Origin of the sequence: Zobellella denitrificans, from assembly GCF_002407485.1 — a bacterium.
Taxonomy (GTDB): Bacteria; Pseudomonadota; Gammaproteobacteria; order Enterobacterales; family Aeromonadaceae; genus Oceanimonas; species Oceanimonas denitrificans.
The window spans coordinates 997,416-1,012,883 of record NZ_CP012621.1 but is presented as its reverse complement, the minus strand read 5'-3'; the positions used below and the strand labels follow the sequence as shown (position 1 = coordinate 1,012,883).

Annotated in this window: 14 protein-coding genes and 1 pseudogene; 7 read left to right on the top strand and 8 right to left on the bottom strand. The window is 63.0% G+C overall.

The annotated features are described in order from the left end of the window. Window position 1 precedes the first annotated feature (1 nt). A complete protein-coding gene (locus AN401_RS04880) occupies window positions 2-229 on the top strand; it encodes a DUF2798 domain-containing protein (RefSeq protein WP_096778673.1) in 228 nt (75 codons plus the stop codon). 48 nt (window positions 230-277) lie between these two features. Here AN401_RS04880 and serS read toward each other — a convergent pair whose 3' ends face one another. The 5 genes from serS to lrp all read right to left on the bottom strand — a co-directional run bounded on the left by serS (window position 278) and on the right by lrp (window position 6,930). Further along, on the bottom strand, window positions 278-1,576 hold the full coding sequence (gene serS, locus AN401_RS04875; protein WP_096778672.1) for a serine--tRNA ligase: 1,299 nt from the start codon (window positions 1,574-1,576) through the stop codon (window positions 278-280). A gap of 72 nt (window positions 1,577-1,648) precedes the next feature. Next, window positions 1,649-2,998: a replication-associated recombination protein A gene (locus tag AN401_RS04870; RefSeq protein WP_096778671.1), complete on the bottom strand. Its 1,350-nt coding sequence runs from the start codon at window positions 2,996-2,998 to the stop codon at window positions 1,649-1,651. A 73-nt stretch (window positions 2,999-3,071) separates the two neighbouring features. Continuing rightward, window positions 3,072-3,680 carry an outer membrane lipoprotein chaperone LolA gene (gene lolA / locus AN401_RS04865; RefSeq protein WP_094040812.1) on the bottom strand — a complete coding sequence of 203 codons (609 nt, stop codon included), beginning with the start codon at window positions 3,678-3,680 and terminating at the stop codon, window positions 3,072-3,074. A gap of 6 nt (window positions 3,681-3,686) precedes the next feature. Further along, complete coding sequence (locus AN401_RS04860; protein WP_094040811.1) at window positions 3,687-6,257, bottom strand: DNA translocase FtsK; 2,571 nt, start codon at window positions 6,255-6,257, stop codon at window positions 3,687-3,689. A gap of 169 nt (window positions 6,258-6,426) precedes the next feature. Next, window positions 6,427-6,930 carry a leucine-responsive transcriptional regulator Lrp gene (gene lrp, locus AN401_RS04855; RefSeq protein ID WP_094040810.1) on the bottom strand — a complete coding sequence of 168 codons (504 nt, stop codon included), beginning with the start codon at window positions 6,928-6,930 and terminating at the stop codon, window positions 6,427-6,429. Between the two features lie 217 nt (window positions 6,931-7,147). On the opposite strand from lrp, the gene AN401_RS19675 reads away from it, so the two are divergent. Continuing rightward, on the top strand, window positions 7,148-7,393 hold the full coding sequence (locus AN401_RS19675; RefSeq protein WP_157772157.1) for a hypothetical protein: 246 nt from the start codon (window positions 7,148-7,150) through the stop codon (window positions 7,391-7,393). 189 nt (window positions 7,394-7,582) lie between these two features. Next, complete coding sequence (trxB, locus tag AN401_RS04850; RefSeq protein WP_094040809.1) at window positions 7,583-8,539, top strand: thioredoxin-disulfide reductase; 957 nt, start codon at window positions 7,583-7,585, stop codon at window positions 8,537-8,539. Between the two features lie 2 nt (window positions 8,540-8,541). On the opposite strand, the gene dauA is transcribed toward trxB, so the two are convergent. Continuing rightward, a complete protein-coding gene (gene dauA, locus AN401_RS04845; RefSeq protein ID WP_094040808.1) occupies window positions 8,542-10,329 on the bottom strand; it encodes a C4-dicarboxylic acid transporter DauA in 1,788 nt (595 codons plus the stop codon). A 109-nt stretch (window positions 10,330-10,438) separates the two neighbouring features. Between dauA and AN401_RS04840 the strand changes: the two genes are divergently transcribed. The 4 genes from AN401_RS04840 to infA all read left to right on the top strand — a co-directional run bounded on the left by AN401_RS04840 (window position 10,439) and on the right by infA (window position 12,314). Continuing rightward, complete coding sequence (locus AN401_RS04840) at window positions 10,439-10,612, top strand: CopG family transcriptional regulator (RefSeq protein ID WP_094040807.1); 174 nt, start codon at window positions 10,439-10,441, stop codon at window positions 10,610-10,612. A 10-nt stretch (window positions 10,613-10,622) separates the two neighbouring features. Continuing rightward, a complete protein-coding gene (gene aat / locus AN401_RS04835; RefSeq protein WP_094040806.1) occupies window positions 10,623-11,318 on the top strand; it encodes a leucyl/phenylalanyl-tRNA--protein transferase in 696 nt (231 codons plus the stop codon). After that, the gene (locus tag AN401_RS04830; RefSeq protein ID WP_198401878.1) at window positions 11,312-12,019 is read left to right on the top strand and encodes an arginyltransferase; all 708 of its coding nucleotides are present in this window, start codon (window positions 11,312-11,314) and stop codon (window positions 12,017-12,019) included. Before aat ends, AN401_RS04830 begins: the two co-directional genes overlap by 7 nt. Window positions 12,020-12,095: 76 nt before the next feature. Next, window positions 12,096-12,314, top strand: coding sequence for a translation initiation factor IF-1 (gene infA, locus AN401_RS04825; RefSeq protein ID WP_037439960.1), 219 nt, complete (start codon window positions 12,096-12,098; stop codon window positions 12,312-12,314). A gap of 169 nt (window positions 12,315-12,483) precedes the next feature. On the opposite strand, the pseudogene clpA reads toward infA, so the two are convergent. Further along, window positions 12,484-14,743 (bottom strand): annotated as a pseudogene (gene clpA / locus AN401_RS04820) (ATP-dependent Clp protease ATP-binding subunit ClpA). 48 nt (window positions 14,744-14,791) lie between these two features. Then, window positions 14,792-15,109, bottom strand: coding sequence for an ATP-dependent Clp protease adapter ClpS (gene clpS / locus AN401_RS04815; RefSeq protein WP_094040803.1), 318 nt, complete (start codon window positions 15,107-15,109; stop codon window positions 14,792-14,794). Window positions 15,110-15,468: the final 359 nt, after the last annotated feature.

The window sequence follows — 15,468 nt, the reverse complement described above, 5'->3', positions numbered from 1 at the left end:
CATGCGTTTCCCCGCCCGTCATGCCCGGCTGCTGTTCTCGGTGCTGATGTCTCTCTACATGGTGAGCATCATGACCGGGGTGATCACCTGGGTGAATACCGGCCTGGCCGGTGACTTCCTCGCTCGCTGGTGGCGGGCCTTCTACATCGCCTGGCCGGTGGCCTTCACGCTGATCCTGGCGGGCGCTCCCCGGCTGCAGCAGCTGGTCGGCCGCCTGGTGCGCCAATAAAAACAAAGCCGGGGCGCATGGCCCCGGCTTGTTGGCTCGCTCAAAGGCTCAGCCGATCTGCTTCAGCCCGCCCATATAGGGCTGCAGCGCCTCGGGCACCATGATGCTGCCGTCGGCCTGCTGGTAATTCTCGAGCACCGCCACCAGGGTGCGGCCCACCGCCAGACCGGAGCCGTTCAGGGTATGCAGCAACTGCGGCTTGCCATCGGCGCCTCGCACCCGGGCCTGCATCCGGCGCGCCTGGAAGTCGCCGCAGTTGGACACGGACGAGATCTCCCGGTAGGTGTTCTGCGCCGGCAGCCAGACTTCCAGATCGTAGGTCTTGGCGGCACCGAAGCCCATGTCGCCGGTGCACAGGGCCATCACCCGGTAGGGCAGGCACAGGCTCTGCAGCACCTTCTCGGCGTGGCCTACCATCTCCTCCAGCGCGTCCCAGGATGCTTCCGGGTGCACCAGCTGCACCATTTCCACCTTGTCGAACTGGTGCATGCGGATAAGACCGCGGGTATCCCGACCGTAGGAGCCCGCCTCGGAGCGGAAGCAGGGGGTATGGGCGGTGAACTTGAGCGGCAGCTGATCCGCCTCGAAGATCTCGTCCCGGCCGATGTTGGTCAGGGGCACCTCTGAGGTGGGAATCAGCGAAAAGCGGCGGGTCTTGCCCTCTTCCTCCCCCTCGCCCTCGATGGCGGTATGGAACAGATCGGCGGAAAACTTGGGCAGTTGGCCGGTACCGAACAGGCTGTCGCTGTTCACCAGGTAGGGCACATAGCACTCGGTGTAGCCGTGCTCGCTGGTGTGCAGATCCAGCATGAACTGGGCCAGGGCCCGGTGCAGCCGGGCGATCTGGCCCTGCATGATCACGAAGCGGGAACCGGCGATCTTGACCGCGCCCTTGAAGTCGAGGCCGGCCAGGGCTTCGCCCAGGGCCACGTGATCCTTGGGCTCGAAGCCGAGCTCGATGGGCTCGCCCCAGCTGCGCACCAGCTGGTTGTCTTGCTCGTCCCGGCCCACCGGCACCGACGCGTGGGGCAGGTTGGGAATGGCGGCGCAGAAGGCCTCGATCTCCGCCAGCAGGGCATCCAGCTCGACCTTGCACACATCCAGCTCGTCGTTGATTTGCGACACCGCCGCCTTCAGCGGGGCGATATCCTCGCCGCTGCGCGCCGCCTGGCCGATGGCCTTGGAGCGGGCGTTGCGCTCGGCCTGCAGCTCCTGGGTACGGGATTGCAGGGACTTCCGCTTTTCCTCGAGCCGGTTGAACAGCTCGACATCCAGAATAAAACCACGGCTTGCCAGCCGCGCGGCCGTGTCGGCGATATCGCTGCGCAGGTATTTGGGATCCAGCATGAGTTACCTTATTTGATGCTTGTAATGCGTATGACACGCAGGGTCGGAAGTCACTAAGTCGACCTCAGTTTATCAGCTTCGCCGCCCCGGGGCCAACTGGCCGCCGGCCTGCTCATCCAGGGTTTTGAGGTAGTCGAGCTTGGCCTTGATCTTCTGCTCGAAGCCCCGCTCGTTGGGCACATAGTAGCGTCGCTCCCGCAGCGCCTCGGGCAAATAGGTCTCGCCGGCGGCATAGGCGCCGGGCTCGTTATGGGCATAGCGGTATTCGGCGCCGTGGCCCAGCTCCTTCATCAGCCTGGTGGGCGCGTTGCGCAGATGGAGGGGCACCTCGAAGTCCGGCTGCTCCCGGGCGTCCTGCAGCGCCGCCTTCCAGGCGGTATAGAGGGCATTGCTCTTGGGCGCGCAGGCGAGGTAGACGATGGCCAGGGCGATGGCCCGCTCCCCTTCCGCCGGCCCGACCCGGGTGAAGCAGTCCCAGGCCGCCAGCGCCACCTCCATGGCTTTCGGATCGGCCAGGCCGACGTCTTCCGAGGCGATGGCCAGCAGCCGGCGGGCGATATAGAGCGGATCGCAGCCGGCGCTGATCATGCGTGCATACCAGTACAGGCCGGCGTCCGGGTTGGAGCCGCGAATCGACTTGTGCACCGCCGAGATCAGATCGTAATAGAGATCGCCCTGGTTATCGAAGCGGGCCAGCCGTTCGCCGGTCACCTCCGCCAGCAGCGTCTTGTCGATCCGGCGCACCCCGTCCTGTTCCCCGGCCATGTCCGCCAGCAGCTCCAGGTAGTTGAGCGCCTTGCGGCCGTCCCCGTCCACCAGCTCGGCCAGGGCCCGCCGCACGCCGCTCGCCAGTTCGATGGCCTGGCCGCCCAGGCCCCGCTCGTCGGTCAGCGCCTGTTCGATCATCGCCTCCACCTCGGTCGTTTCCAGCCGCTTGAGCAGATAGACCCGGGCGCGGGACAGCAGGGCGTTGTTGAGTTCGAAGGAGGGATTTTCGGTGGTGGCACCGATAAAGGTGACGGTGCCGTCCTCGATATGGGGCAGGAAGGCGTCCTGCTGGGACTTGTTGAAGCGGTGCACCTCGTCCACGAACAGGATGGTGCGCCGTCCGGCGAGCTTGTGCCCGCGCGCCCGCTCGATGGCGGCGCGGATCTCCTTGACCCCGGAGGTGACCGCCGATACCCGCTCCACCTGGGCGTCGCAGTAAGCGGCCACCAGCTCGGCCAGGGTGGTCTTGCCGGTGCCCGGCGGCCCCCACAGGATCATGGAATGGCAGTGCCCCGCCTCCAGCGCGCGGCGCAGCGGCTTGCCCGGCCCCAGAATGTGCTGCTGGCCCAGGTACTGCTCCAGCCGCTCGGGGCGCATCCGCGCCGCCAGGGGACGAAAATCCTCCTGCTCGAAATCCAGGCTCAGGGTGCTCATCCCGTCATTCTCCCATAAAACAAAGCGGTAAGCCGACAGCTTACCGCTTATCACTCCCTCTGCAGACCCTTTCTTAACGCTGGTCGTCGATCATCACCCCGGCCGGCGCCGTGAACTGGAAACTGTCGGCCGCGGTGGCCGGGGCGGTATTGATGTTGCGCAGGCTGAACTCGCTGCGCTGGCCGCCGGATTCCAGTACGGTAAAGCGCTCGATGCGGTTGGCCCCGTCGAAACGCAGGCTGAACTGATGGATCAGTTCCCCCGGATCCTTGCTGGTCACCACATAGTCGGCGCCGTTCCTGGCCACCTCGTACCGCTGCCAGCGCCGGCCGTCACCGCCCGAGATCAGCAGGAAGGGGGTATTCTGCACCGCCTGCTCCAGGGGCACTATGCTCACCTGCTCCACGAAGGGATCGTAGATCCACACATCGGTGCCGTTGGACACGATCAGGCTCTCGTCCGGCGAGGCGGTATGCCAGCGGAAACGATCGGGGCGGGACAGCAGCATGCTGCCCTCGGCGCTCTGCATGGGTTCGCCCCGCTCGTCGAACACCTGCTGGCTGAAATCGGCGGAAAAACGCTCGAAGGTCGCCAGCTTCTGCTGCAACTCGGCGCGGGCATCGGCCAGGGCCACGGCGCTCACCGACCACAACAGCACACCCAAGGTTGCCAGTTTTTTCATTCAGTCCTACTCCCTGGCCGGCGCTGGCGCCAGCACTTCACGTTGACCATTTCCGCCCGCGGGGCTCACTATGCCCTGCTGCTCCATCTGCTCGATGATACGGGCGGCCCTGTTGTAGCCTATTTTGAACTTGCGCTGCACGCTGGAGGTAGAGCCGCGACGGCTCTCTACGACAAAAGCCACCGCTTGGTCGAACAGCTCGTCCAGCTCGCCATCGTCGCCTCCTTCCGGCACTTCCCCGGGCAACAAGCCATCGGCGCCCACGTCGCCGTTCAGGATTTCCTCGATGTAATTGGGCTCGCCCCGCTCCTTCCACGCCGCCACCACCCGGTGTACCTCGTGGTCGTCGACGAAGGCGCCGTGCACCCGGGTCGGGTTGCTGTCGCCGGCCGGCAGGTAGAGCATGTCGCCCATGCCCAGCAACGACTCGGCCCCCTGCTGATCGAGGATGGTGCGCGAGTCTATCTTGCTCGACACCTGGAACGACATCCGGGTCGGAATGTTGGCCTTGATCAGGCCGGTGATCACGTCCACCGAGGGCCGCTGGGTCGCCAGTATCAGGTGGATGCCCGCCGCCCGCGCCTTCTGGGCGATGCGGGCGATCAACTCTTCCACCTTCTTGCCGACGATCATCATCATGTCGGCGAACTCGTCGATCACCACCACGATATGGGGCAGTTTCTCCAGCGCCGGCGGATAGGTGTCCATCGACTGGGTCGGTTGCCACAGGGGATCCCGCAGCGGCTCGCCGGCATCGATGGCCTCCTGCACCTTGGTGTTGAAGCCCTTGAGGTTGCGTACCCCCATGGCCGACATCAGCTTGTAGCGGCGCTCCATCTCGCCCACGCACCAACGCAGGGCATTGGCCGCCTCCTTCATGTCGGTGACCACTTCGGTCAGCAGGTGGGGAATGCCCTCGTACACCGACAGCTCCAGCATCTTGGGATCGATCATGATAAAGCGCACGTCTTCCGGCGTGGCCTTGTACAGCATCGACAAGATCATGACGTTGACCCCCACCGACTTGCCCGAGCCGGTGGTGCCCGCCACCAGCACGTGGGGCATCCTGGCCAGGTTGACCACCACCGGCTCGCCGGCGATATCCTGGCCCAGCACCAGGGTGAGCGGGTGCTCGCTGCGGCGGAAGGGCTCGCTGTCGAGCACTTCGCGCAGATAGACGGTCTCCCGCCGGGTATTGGGCAGCTCCAGCCCCACATAGGGCTTGCCGGGGATCACCTCGACCACCCGCACGCTGATGGCGGACAGGGAGCGGGCCAGATCCCGCGCCAGGTTGGTGATCTTGCTGACCTTGACCCCGGGGGCCAGATCCAGTTCGAAACGGGTGATCACCGGCCCCGGGTAGACGCCCACCACGTTGGCCTGGACGTTGTAGTCGGCCAGCTTGGCCTCCACCAGGCGGGCGATGCGCTCCAGTTCACTTTCGCTCACGGCGTGCTGCCTGGGCTTGGGCTTGTCCAGCAGTTCCACCGACGGCAGCGGCGTCAGATCGCTGCGCCGGGGGCGTGCGGGTGGAGCGGGCTTGGGAGACGGGGCCGGGGCGGCTGCCGCCACCGGCTCGGGATCGTCACTCAGCCAGGGCAGCTCCAGCTCCTCGTCGTCGTCCAGGTTCCAGCCGTTGGTCTCGGCGATGGTGGCGATGGGATCGGGATCCTGCTCGTCCACCCCGCCCAGCACCGGCTCGCGGCGCACCGGCGGCGCTTTTTTCAGCGGTGCCGGCCGCTTCTCGGCGGCGGGCACCGGGGCCAGCAGGGGATCCTCGGCGGCCTCCTCCCATTCCTCATCGGTTTCCCGCGGGCTGCCGAGGCGATCCTTGAACCGGCGCCAGCCGACGAAACCGGACTCGGCTGTTGTCGTCGCGGGTGCGGGCGTCGCTGCCACCGCCAGCGGCTCCGCCTCGGCCTGTTCCCGGGCACCCGGCCGGCGCTGGCGGCGCTCCAGCTGCCAGTCCAGCAGGCGGGACGGCGCCGAACTCAGCCAGTTGGGAAATTCCAGCACGGCTCCTCCCAGGCGTTCCACGATCAGCAGCCAGGACCAGCCGGTAAAAAAGGTCACCCCGGTGGCAAAACCGCACAGCAGCATCAGGGTGGTACCCAGGGAGCCGAACAGGCCGTTCAGCGCCGCCGCCAGCATATCGCCGACCAGGCCGCCGGCGGAGAAATAGTAAATGTTGCCCACGTTCATGCTGGCCAGGCCCAGCAGGCTGAGCAGCAACATGAGGAAACCGATGATGCGCAGGCTCAGGGTGAGGTAGCAAATCTCGGTCAAGGCCCTGGGACGCCAGAGGGTCACCCAGCCGAAAAACACCATGAACGGCGGTACCAGGTAAGCCGAAAAGCCGAACACGAACAGCAGTATGTCGGCCAGCCAGGCACCGGCGGGACCGGCTGCGTTGCTGATCTCACCGCCCCAGGCGGTTTGCGACCAGCCCGGATCGGAGGGATGGTAGGACACCAGCGACAACATCATGAAGATCGCCAGTAAAATGATAATGATCAATCCGGCCTCAAACAGACGCTGTAAACCAGACATGGGAGTAAACAGCTTTTTCTCCGCCAAACGCCCGCTCCTCGCTCTTTTTTGTTGTGTCATGCTATCGAAAGTCTGCGACAGGAAAAGTCGCCAGGCACCAAACGACAAGCGAGCGGCCGGGGCCGCTCGCAGGTACAGGTTCGAGATGGAACCCCGCCCGGCATAAAAATACCAGAGCCGGGCAGATTAGCACAGTTTATCGGGTATTTATCACCAGCCGGTTGCTCTGCTTGACCTCTTCCATCACCACATAGGTGCGGGTGTCGTTCACCCCCGGCAGCCGCAGCAGGGTTTCCCCCAGCAGCTTGCGGTAGGCGGACATGTCCGCCACCCGGGTCTTCAACAGGTAGTCGAAATCACCGGACACCAGGTGACACTCCTGGATTTCTTCCAGTTTTTGCACCGCGTCGTTGAATTCGTCGAACACGTCCGGTGTGCCGCGGTTGAGGGTGATCTCCACAAACACCAGCAGGGAGGCATCCAGGAACTGGGGGTTGAGAATGGCGGTATAGCCTTCGATATACCCCTGGCGTTCCAGGCGACGAACCCGTTCGAGGCAGGGGGTGGGACTCAAACCAACCCGCTTGGACAACTCCACGTTGGAGATGCGACCGTCCTGCTGAAGCTCATTGAGTATGTTGCGATCGATGCGGTCCAGCTCTTTCACCGGCCTGTTGTTCGCATCAAGTACTTCATCCATCCTTTGACTCATTTTCGATACATTCCACTATGAACATAAAACTTATATGGCACAAAACCATGCTTTCTTGCAACCCGCCTTTAGGCTATCGGGACACTGCCGTCCGCTGGAACGGGTTGCAACCAAGGCCGGTCTCGCCTGCTGCAAGGCTGCTCAAATCAAATAAAAAACCAAGAAAAATGACTATATATACATTTTAGGCATGCAGTAGCTTAGCATGATAAAAGGTAAACAGGTAGCACATATGTTTGCCTTTCCCATAAAAAAAGTACCAAAACTAAATTTTTACGCCGAAGAATGGGGCTTTTGCCTGAAAAAATCCTCAGCCGACTCAACTCCCACCCCAACAGAAGATGTCCCTGAAAATCCGCAATCCGATAACAACTCCCCCTGGCTCCAAGTCAGGATAAGCGCCGCAGGCAGTGCTTTTATCTTTGATGCTGCCGGCTGTTGCCGGCAATAGCCCAGATTTGGTTATATTGCATAACTATTCGTTATAACCCTCCGGGGGCAGATAGCGCCATGCGAACCCGCTCTATTCCGGCCAGGCCCGATTGCCCCAATCGTTTTCTTGCGCTTTATTCCATCAGGGCTATCCCCTACAATCGGTTCCACTTTTTATCTGCCTATTTTGCCAAGGTTGGAGAAACACATGAGCCAAGCCAAACACGCCAAACTGCTGATCCTGGGCTCCGGCCCCGCAGGTTACACCGCCGCCGTCTATGCGGCCCGGGCCAACCTGAACCCGGTGCTGGTCACCGGTATCCAGCAAGGCGGTCAGCTGACCACCACCACCGATGTGGAGAACTGGCCGGGCGATGCGGAAGGACTGACCGGACCGGCCTTGATGGAGCGCATGAAGGAGCATGCCGAACGTTTCGACACCGAAATCCTGTTCGACCATATCAACAGTGTCGATCTCAAACAGCGCCCGTTCCGGCTCAAGGGCGACAGCGGCGAGTACAGCTGCGACGCCCTGATCATCGCCACCGGCGCCTCCGCCAAGTACCTGGGCCTGCCCTCCGAACAGGCTTACCAGGGCCGCGGCGTGTCCGCCTGCGCCACCTGCGACGGTTTCTTCTACCGCAACCAGAAAGTGGCCGTGGTCGGTGGCGGCAACACCGCCGTGGAAGAGGCGCTCTACCTGGCCAATATCGCCGCCGAAGTCCATCTGGTGCACCGCCGCGACCAGTTCCGCTCCGAGAAGATCCTGATCGACCGGCTGATGGACAAGGTCAACAACGGCAACATAGTGCTGCACACCGATCGCACCCTGGACGAAGTACTGGGTGACGAGATGGGCGTGACCGGCATCCGCCTGAAGGACACCCGCAGCGAGGCCACCGAGCAACTGGACGTGACCGGCGTCTTTATCGCCATCGGCCATCAGCCCAACACCCAGATCTTCGAAGGCCAGCTGGAAATGGAAAACGGCTACCTGAAGGTGCAGTCCGGCCTGCATGGCAACGCCACCCAGACCAGCATCCCCGGCGTGTTCGCCGCCGGTGACGTCATGGATCACGTCTATCGCCAGGCCATCACCTCCGCCGGCACCGGCTGTATGGCCGCCCTGGACGCCGAGCGCTACCTGGACGCCCTCGGCAAATAAAGTCAGGACAGGGCGTCCGGGGCCAGCCCCGCCGCCCCGTCTTCATCCGGCCGCGGCTTCGCGGCCTCCCCCTCCCCCAGGCTCTCCAGCGCCTCCCTCAGGGTCGGATAAAAGGCCAGCACGCCGGGAATGGGCTGTACGCCAGCCCTGGCCAGGGTCTTGAGCGGCTGGAACTGCAGATCGGCAATCAATACCCGGATCCCCTGTTTACGGCACTGGTCGACGAACTTGTTCAGCGCCGCCAGGCCGCCCGCGTCCAGGATGGACACCCCGTCCATATAGAGCACCACACCGTCACGCCCCCCCAACTGGGTGGACAGCTCCCCGAACACCCGATCGGCGGCGGCGAAGAACAGCGGGCCATTCACCTTGAACACCGACCAGCCCGCCGGCAAGGGAGTCTCGAGCAGGCGCCGGTGCCCGGATATATCGCTCACCCGGGTCATCTCCGCGATCTCCCGCACAAACAGCACCGCCGCCACCAGAATACCGGCGGTAATCGCCAGCACCATATCGAACAGTATGGTGAGCGAGAAACAGGTGAGAAACACCAGGATATCGCCGAGCGGAGCCGTCTTGACCAGATGCACCGCCTTGTGGGCCTCGCTCATGTTCCAGGCCACCACCATCAGCAGCGCGGCCATGGCCGGCATCGGCAGCCAGGCCAGCCAGGGCGCCAGCAGCACCAGTCCCGCCAGCACCACCAGCGCATGCACCATGGCCGCCACCGGCGATTCGGCCCCGGCCTTGAAGTTGGCCGCCGAGCGGGCAATGGCGGCGGTGGCGGTGATGCCGCCGAAGAAGGGGGTGACCAGGTTGCCTATCCCCTGCCCCAGCAGTTCACTGTTGGCGCTGTGCCGCTTGCCGGTCATACCGTCCAGCACCACGGCGCAGAGCAGTGACTCGATGGCCCCGAGCATGGCGATGGCGAAGGCCGCCGGCAGCAGATCCCGCAGCAGGGCCCAGCCGAACTCGAGGGGAGCGCCGTCCGGCCCCGGCTGTAGCCAGGGCCAGACGAAATCGGGCAACACCGGCGGTATGCCCTGGCCGCTGCTGCCGTCGGGCAGCAGGTAGCTGAAACGGCTGCTGATGGTGTCTATCTCCAGCCCCTGCTGGTTGAGCAGCAGTGTCGCCAGGCTGGCCAGGATCACCGCCGGCAGGTGCGCCGGCACCCCGGTCTTCAGCCGGGGCCAGAGCAGCATGATGGCGAGGGTGAGCAGGGCCACCGCCAGGCTGGGCCAGTGCAGATCGGGCAGGCCGCCGGCCAGGGCCGAGACCTTGCCCAGATAATGCTCGGGCAGGTCGGTCAGGGTCAGCCCGAAGAAATCCTTCAACTGCAGGGTGGCGATGACCACGGCGATACCGCCGGTAAAGCCCAGGGTAACCGGTTCCGGGATATACTCGATCAGCCGCCCCAGGCGCAGCAGCGCCATGCCGATCAGCAGCAGGCCGGACAGGGCGGTGGCCAGCAGCAGGCCGCCCAGGCCGTATTGCTGGGCGATGGGATAGAGGATCACCACAAAGGCGGCGGTGGGGCCGGAAATGCTCAGGCGGGAGCCGCCGGTGAGGGCGATGACGAAACCGGCGATGATGGCGGTATAGAGGCCATATTGGGGCGCCACCCCGCTGGCGATGGCCAGGGCCATGGCCAGCGGAATGGCGATGATGCCCACCGTGATCCCGGCCAGCAGGTCTCGCAGCAGGCGTCGGCGGCCATAAGGCTCTTGCAGGCAGCTTTCGCGCAGGGCATGGCCGATACGCAGGGAAAACAGGTGGGCACGGTGCGACATGACGCTTCTCCCGGGAGCAGGCTATATTAGAATAGTATGATGATTATATGCTCACTAATTATTCATTCAATGTTAATATGATTAACATGACCATTGCGCCGGAGGCCCCATGGAACAACGCACCGCCCGCCTGACCCTGCTGATCGATCCCAGGAAGAAGGCGCTGTTCGAACAGCTCTGCGCCCAGGAGGACGTGACTCCCTCCCAGAAGGTGCGGCAGTTCATCCGCGACTACATAGAGCAGAAGACCGGCAAGGACTGGCTCGAACTCGATCAGGACTGAGGAAGCCGCCATGCTGACCCTGCTCGACGAGCATCTCTGGTTTCCGGATCCCATGCTGGCGCTGGACGAGCCCAACGGCCTGCTGGCCATGGGCGGCGATCTGTCGCCGGAGCGGCTGCTGCTGGCCTACCGCATGGGCATCTTTCCCTGGTTCGATCAGAGCCAGCCCCTGCTGTGGTGGTCACCCGATCCCAGGGCGGTGCTGGAGCCGGCCAGCCTCCATGTCAGCCGCAGCCTGGCCAAACTGGCCCGCCAGGGCCGCTACCGGCTGACCATCAATACCGCCTTCGAACAGGTGATAGGCCAATGCCGCCAGTTGCGGGAAAGGCGCGAGGGGACCTGGATCACTCCGGGCATAGAGAAGGCTTACTGCCGCTTGCATCATCAGGGGCAGGCCCACTCCATCGAGGTATGGCAGCAGGACCGGCTGGTGGCCGGTCTCTATGGCCTCGGCCTCGGCCGCCTGTTCTGCGGCGAGTCGATGTTTCACCGGGTCGACAACGGCTCCAAGCTCGCCATGCTCGGCCTGTGCCGGCATTTCGCCCGCCATGGCGGGCGGCTCATCGACTGCCAGCTGCCCAACCCCCACCTGCTGAGCCTGGGGGTGACCACCTGGCCGCGGGCCCGGTTCTTACGTAAACTCAAAGAGCTGCAACAGCAGCCCTTGGCGTTATCCTGCTGGCAACCGGGTGAACTGACATTATGAGGGAAGTGAATCTCAAGGTGGGGCTGACCCCCAAGCATCTGTGCAGCTACCTGCCCGGGCGGCAGGAGCAGTTGCTGGTGCTGCTCGACAAGGAGCTGCTCTGCCCGGAAGGCTACGAGCAACTGCTCGGGGCCGGTTTCCGCCGCAGCGGCGCCGACATCTACCGCCCCCACTGCCAGTCCTGCCGGGCCTGCGAGTCACTGCGCATCGCGGTTCCCCGCTTCACCCCCAGCCGCAGCCAGAAGCGCATACTGCGCCTCAACCGGGATATCGAGGTCCGCCTGAGTGAGCAGGACAAGCCCGAGTATTTCCGGCTCTACCAGCATTACATCAACGAACGGCACCGGGACGGCGCCATGTATCCGGCCAGCCGCCAGCAATACGAAGGTTTCCTGCTCTGCCACTGGCTGCCGCCGGTATTTGTGGAGTTTTACCTGGCACAACAACTGGTGGCGGTGGCGGTGACCGATCTGCTCAGCAACGCGCTCAGCGCCATGTATACTTTCTATGACCCCGGCCTGGAACACAGATCCCTGGGCACCTTCGCCATCCTGAGCCAGGTACGGCTGGCGGCGGAGCTGGACAAGGAGTGGCTCTACCTCGGCTATCAGGTCGACGGCTGCAAAAAGATGAACTACAAACAGCATTTCCATCCGCACCAGCGCCTGATCGCCGGCCAGTGGCGGCCGATCAAAGACTGAGCGGAAACTTTACACCCGGGGCGAAATCCGGCATGATCCCTGCCGTTTTTATTGCCTGCGTTAACAAGAGGACTCAATGGCTAAAGAAGACAGTATTGAAATGCAAGGGACCATACTGGAAACCCTGCCCAACACCATGTTTCGCGTTGAGCTGGAAAACGGCCATGTGGTCACCGCCCATATCTCCGGCAAGATGCGCAAAAACTATATCCGCATCCTGACCGGCGACAAGGTCACCGTCCAACTGACCCCCTACGACCTGTCAAAGGGACGCATCGTCTTCCGCGCCCGCTGATTGCCGCGCCACTCACTCCGAGTTTGCAGACGGCTGCCAACACCGACAGCTGCCCTGTTTCGCACCCTCATTTCGTACCCCATTCCGGCAGGCATGCACCTCTTGGATAAATAAATGCCCGGGCCTGTCAGGGCTCCGGGCATGGTGACAAGCGCCTGGCGTCGTGGCCTCAGTGGGCCAGCGACGCCTCCGACTGGTAGTCGAAGTGCAGCTTGTCGTCTTCGAGGGTGACCTTGACCGAGCCGCCCCCCCACCAGCTCACCGAACAGCAGTTCGTTGGCCAGCGGCTTTTTCAGCTGCTCCTGGATCACCCGACTCATGGGGCGGGCCCCCATGGCCTTGTCGTAGCCCTTTTCGGCCAGCCAGTGCCGGGCCTGCTCGCTGACTTCCATCGACACGCCCTTGGCATCCAGCTGGGCCTGCAGTTCGACGATGAACTTGTCGACCACCCGATGGATGATGTCCATATCCAGGTGGTTGAACCAGATGATATGGTCGAGCCGGTTGCGGAACTCGGGCGCGAAGGTCCGGTTGATTTCGGTCATGGCGTCGTGGCTGTGGTCCTGTTGCTGGAAGCCGATGGACTTGCGCACCGTTTCCTGCACCCCGGCGTTGGTGGTCATCACCAGTATCACATTGCGGAAATCCGCCTTGCGGCCGTTGTTGTCGGTAAGGGTGCCGTTGTCCATCACCTGCAGCAGCAGGTTGAACACGTCCTGGTGCGCCTTCTCGATTTCGTCGAGCAGCACCACCGCATGGGGGTGCTTGATCACCGCATCGGTGAGCAGGCCGCCCTGATCGAAGCCGACATAACCGGGAGGCGCCCCGATCAGCCGGGACACAGTATGGGACTCCATGTACTCGGACATGTCGAAACGGATAAGCTCGATGCCGAGGATCCGCGCCAGCTGCTGGGTGACCTCGGTCTTGCCCACCCCGGTCGGACCGGCGAAGAGGAAGGAGCCGATGGGCCTTTTCTCGTTGCCGAGGCCGGAGCGGCTCAGGCGGATGGCGTCGGTGAGTACCTCGATCGCCCTGTCCTGCCCGAACACCACCATCTTGAGGTTGGGCTCCAGGTTCTTCAGGGCCTCCTTGTCGGAGCTGGACACGGATTTCTCCGGGATGCGGGCAATCTTGGCGACGATGGCCTCGATATCGCCCACGCCGATGGTCTTCTTGCGTTTGGACGGCGGCAGCATCCGCACCTGGGCGCCGGCCTCGTCGATCACGTCGATGGCCTTGTCCGGCAGGTGGCGATCGTTGATGTACTTGGCCGCCAGCTCGGCGGCGGCCCGGATCGCCTTGTTGGTGTAACGCACGTCGTGATGGGACTCGTAACGGCTCTTCAGCCCCAGCAGTATCTTGGTGGTGTCGTCCACCGAGGGCTCCAGGATGTCGATCTTCTGGAAGCGGCGCGCCAGCGCCCTGTCCTTTTCGAAGATCTGGCTGTATTCCTGGTAGGTGGTCGAGCCCACGCACCGGATCTGGCCGCTGGACAGCAGTGGCTTCAGCAGGTTGGCCGCATCCAGCTGGCCGCCCGAGGCGGCGCCGGCACCGATGATGGTGTGGATTTCATCGATGAACAGGATGGCGCCCTTCTGCTTTTCGAACTGCTTGAGCAACGCCTTGAAGCGTTTTTCGAAATCCCCCCGGTACTTGGTGCCCGCCAGCAGGGAGCCCATGTCGAGGGAATAGATGGTGCTGCCGGCGATGATCTCCGGCACGTCCTGATGCACGATGCGATAGGCCAGGCCTTCGGCGATGGCGGTCTTGCCCACCCCGGCCTCGCCCACCAGCAGCGGGTTGTTCTTGCGCCGGCGGCACAGCACCTGGATGGTGCGGTTGAGCTCCTGATCCCGACCGATCAGCGGGTCGATGCGGCCTTCCTTCACCCACTGGTTGAGGTTGATGACGAAACCTTCGGTCTGGTTGTTGGCGGCTTCCTCGGTGTTCTCCTCCTGTTGCTGGGAGGAGGGCGCCTCTTCCTGCTGGCCGTCCTTGCGGACACCGTGGGACAGAAAGTTGACCACGTCCAGCCGGCTGACATGGGCCTTTTTCAGCAGGTAGGCCGCCTGGGACTCCTGCTCGCTGAAGATGGCCACCAGCACGTTGGCGCCGGTGACCTCGGCATTGCCGGAGGACTGCACATGGAACACGGCCCGTTGCAGCACCCGCTGGAAGCCAAGGGTGGGCTGGGTTTCGAGTTCGTCGTCCCCCACCGGGATCAACGGCGTGGTCTGCTCGATAAAGGTATGGGTTTCACGGCGCAGCTGCTCCAGATCGGCACCACAGGCAACCAGGGCCTCCTTGGCAGAGGGGTTGTCCAGCAGGGCGAGTAACAGGTGCTCCACCGTCATGAACTCGTGGCGAGCGCGACGGGCTTCGTTGAAGGCTTCGTTCAACGTGCTCTCAAGGTCTTTGTTCAACATAGGCACCTCCCCTAAAAACTGCGGTGTCCCGTTGCGGCGGGTCTTGGCTCATGCCTGCTCCATGGTGCACAACAACGGATGTTCGTGCGTACGGGCAAACTTGTTCACTTGCGCTACCTTGGTCTCTGCAATTTCCGCGGTAAAGAGACCGCAAACCCCCTTTCCCTGATAATGTACCGCCAGCATCACCTGCGTGGCCTTGTCCACATCCATCGCAAAGAATTTTTGCAGCACCTCCACGACAAAATCCATGGGGGTGTAGTCGTCGTTATTCAAGATGACCTTGTACATAGGAGGGGGCTGCAGCGCAGTTTCTTCCACCTCTTTGACCCGATCACCGACCGTCTGCTGTGTTCTCCTGCTCATATATTTACTCTAAATCACTGTTCCGAATCGTGCTACAGAAGCCGGCCTCCTGGTGGAAGCCGCCATGTCCGCCGTTCAAGGCAAAGAAGCCAAGGGCCGCTTAACCCCGAGGGTATCAGGAACGGTTATTTAGCCTTTCCTTCACACTACCGCTTAAGCTGGCGCTGTCAATAGTCTTCCGCTTCGGGGGCCTGGGTGCAAACAAAGGCTTGACTGCCCCCAAAGTTGGACTAGAGTGGTTGATTGGTGACCATTGTCGAAAGTGTCGTATGGCACCCAAACATGGTCACCGCATCCGGCGGGAAATCGCCTGTAGTTATAATTGGCAGCTGCCAATTTCTCAATGTTGTTTAGGATGT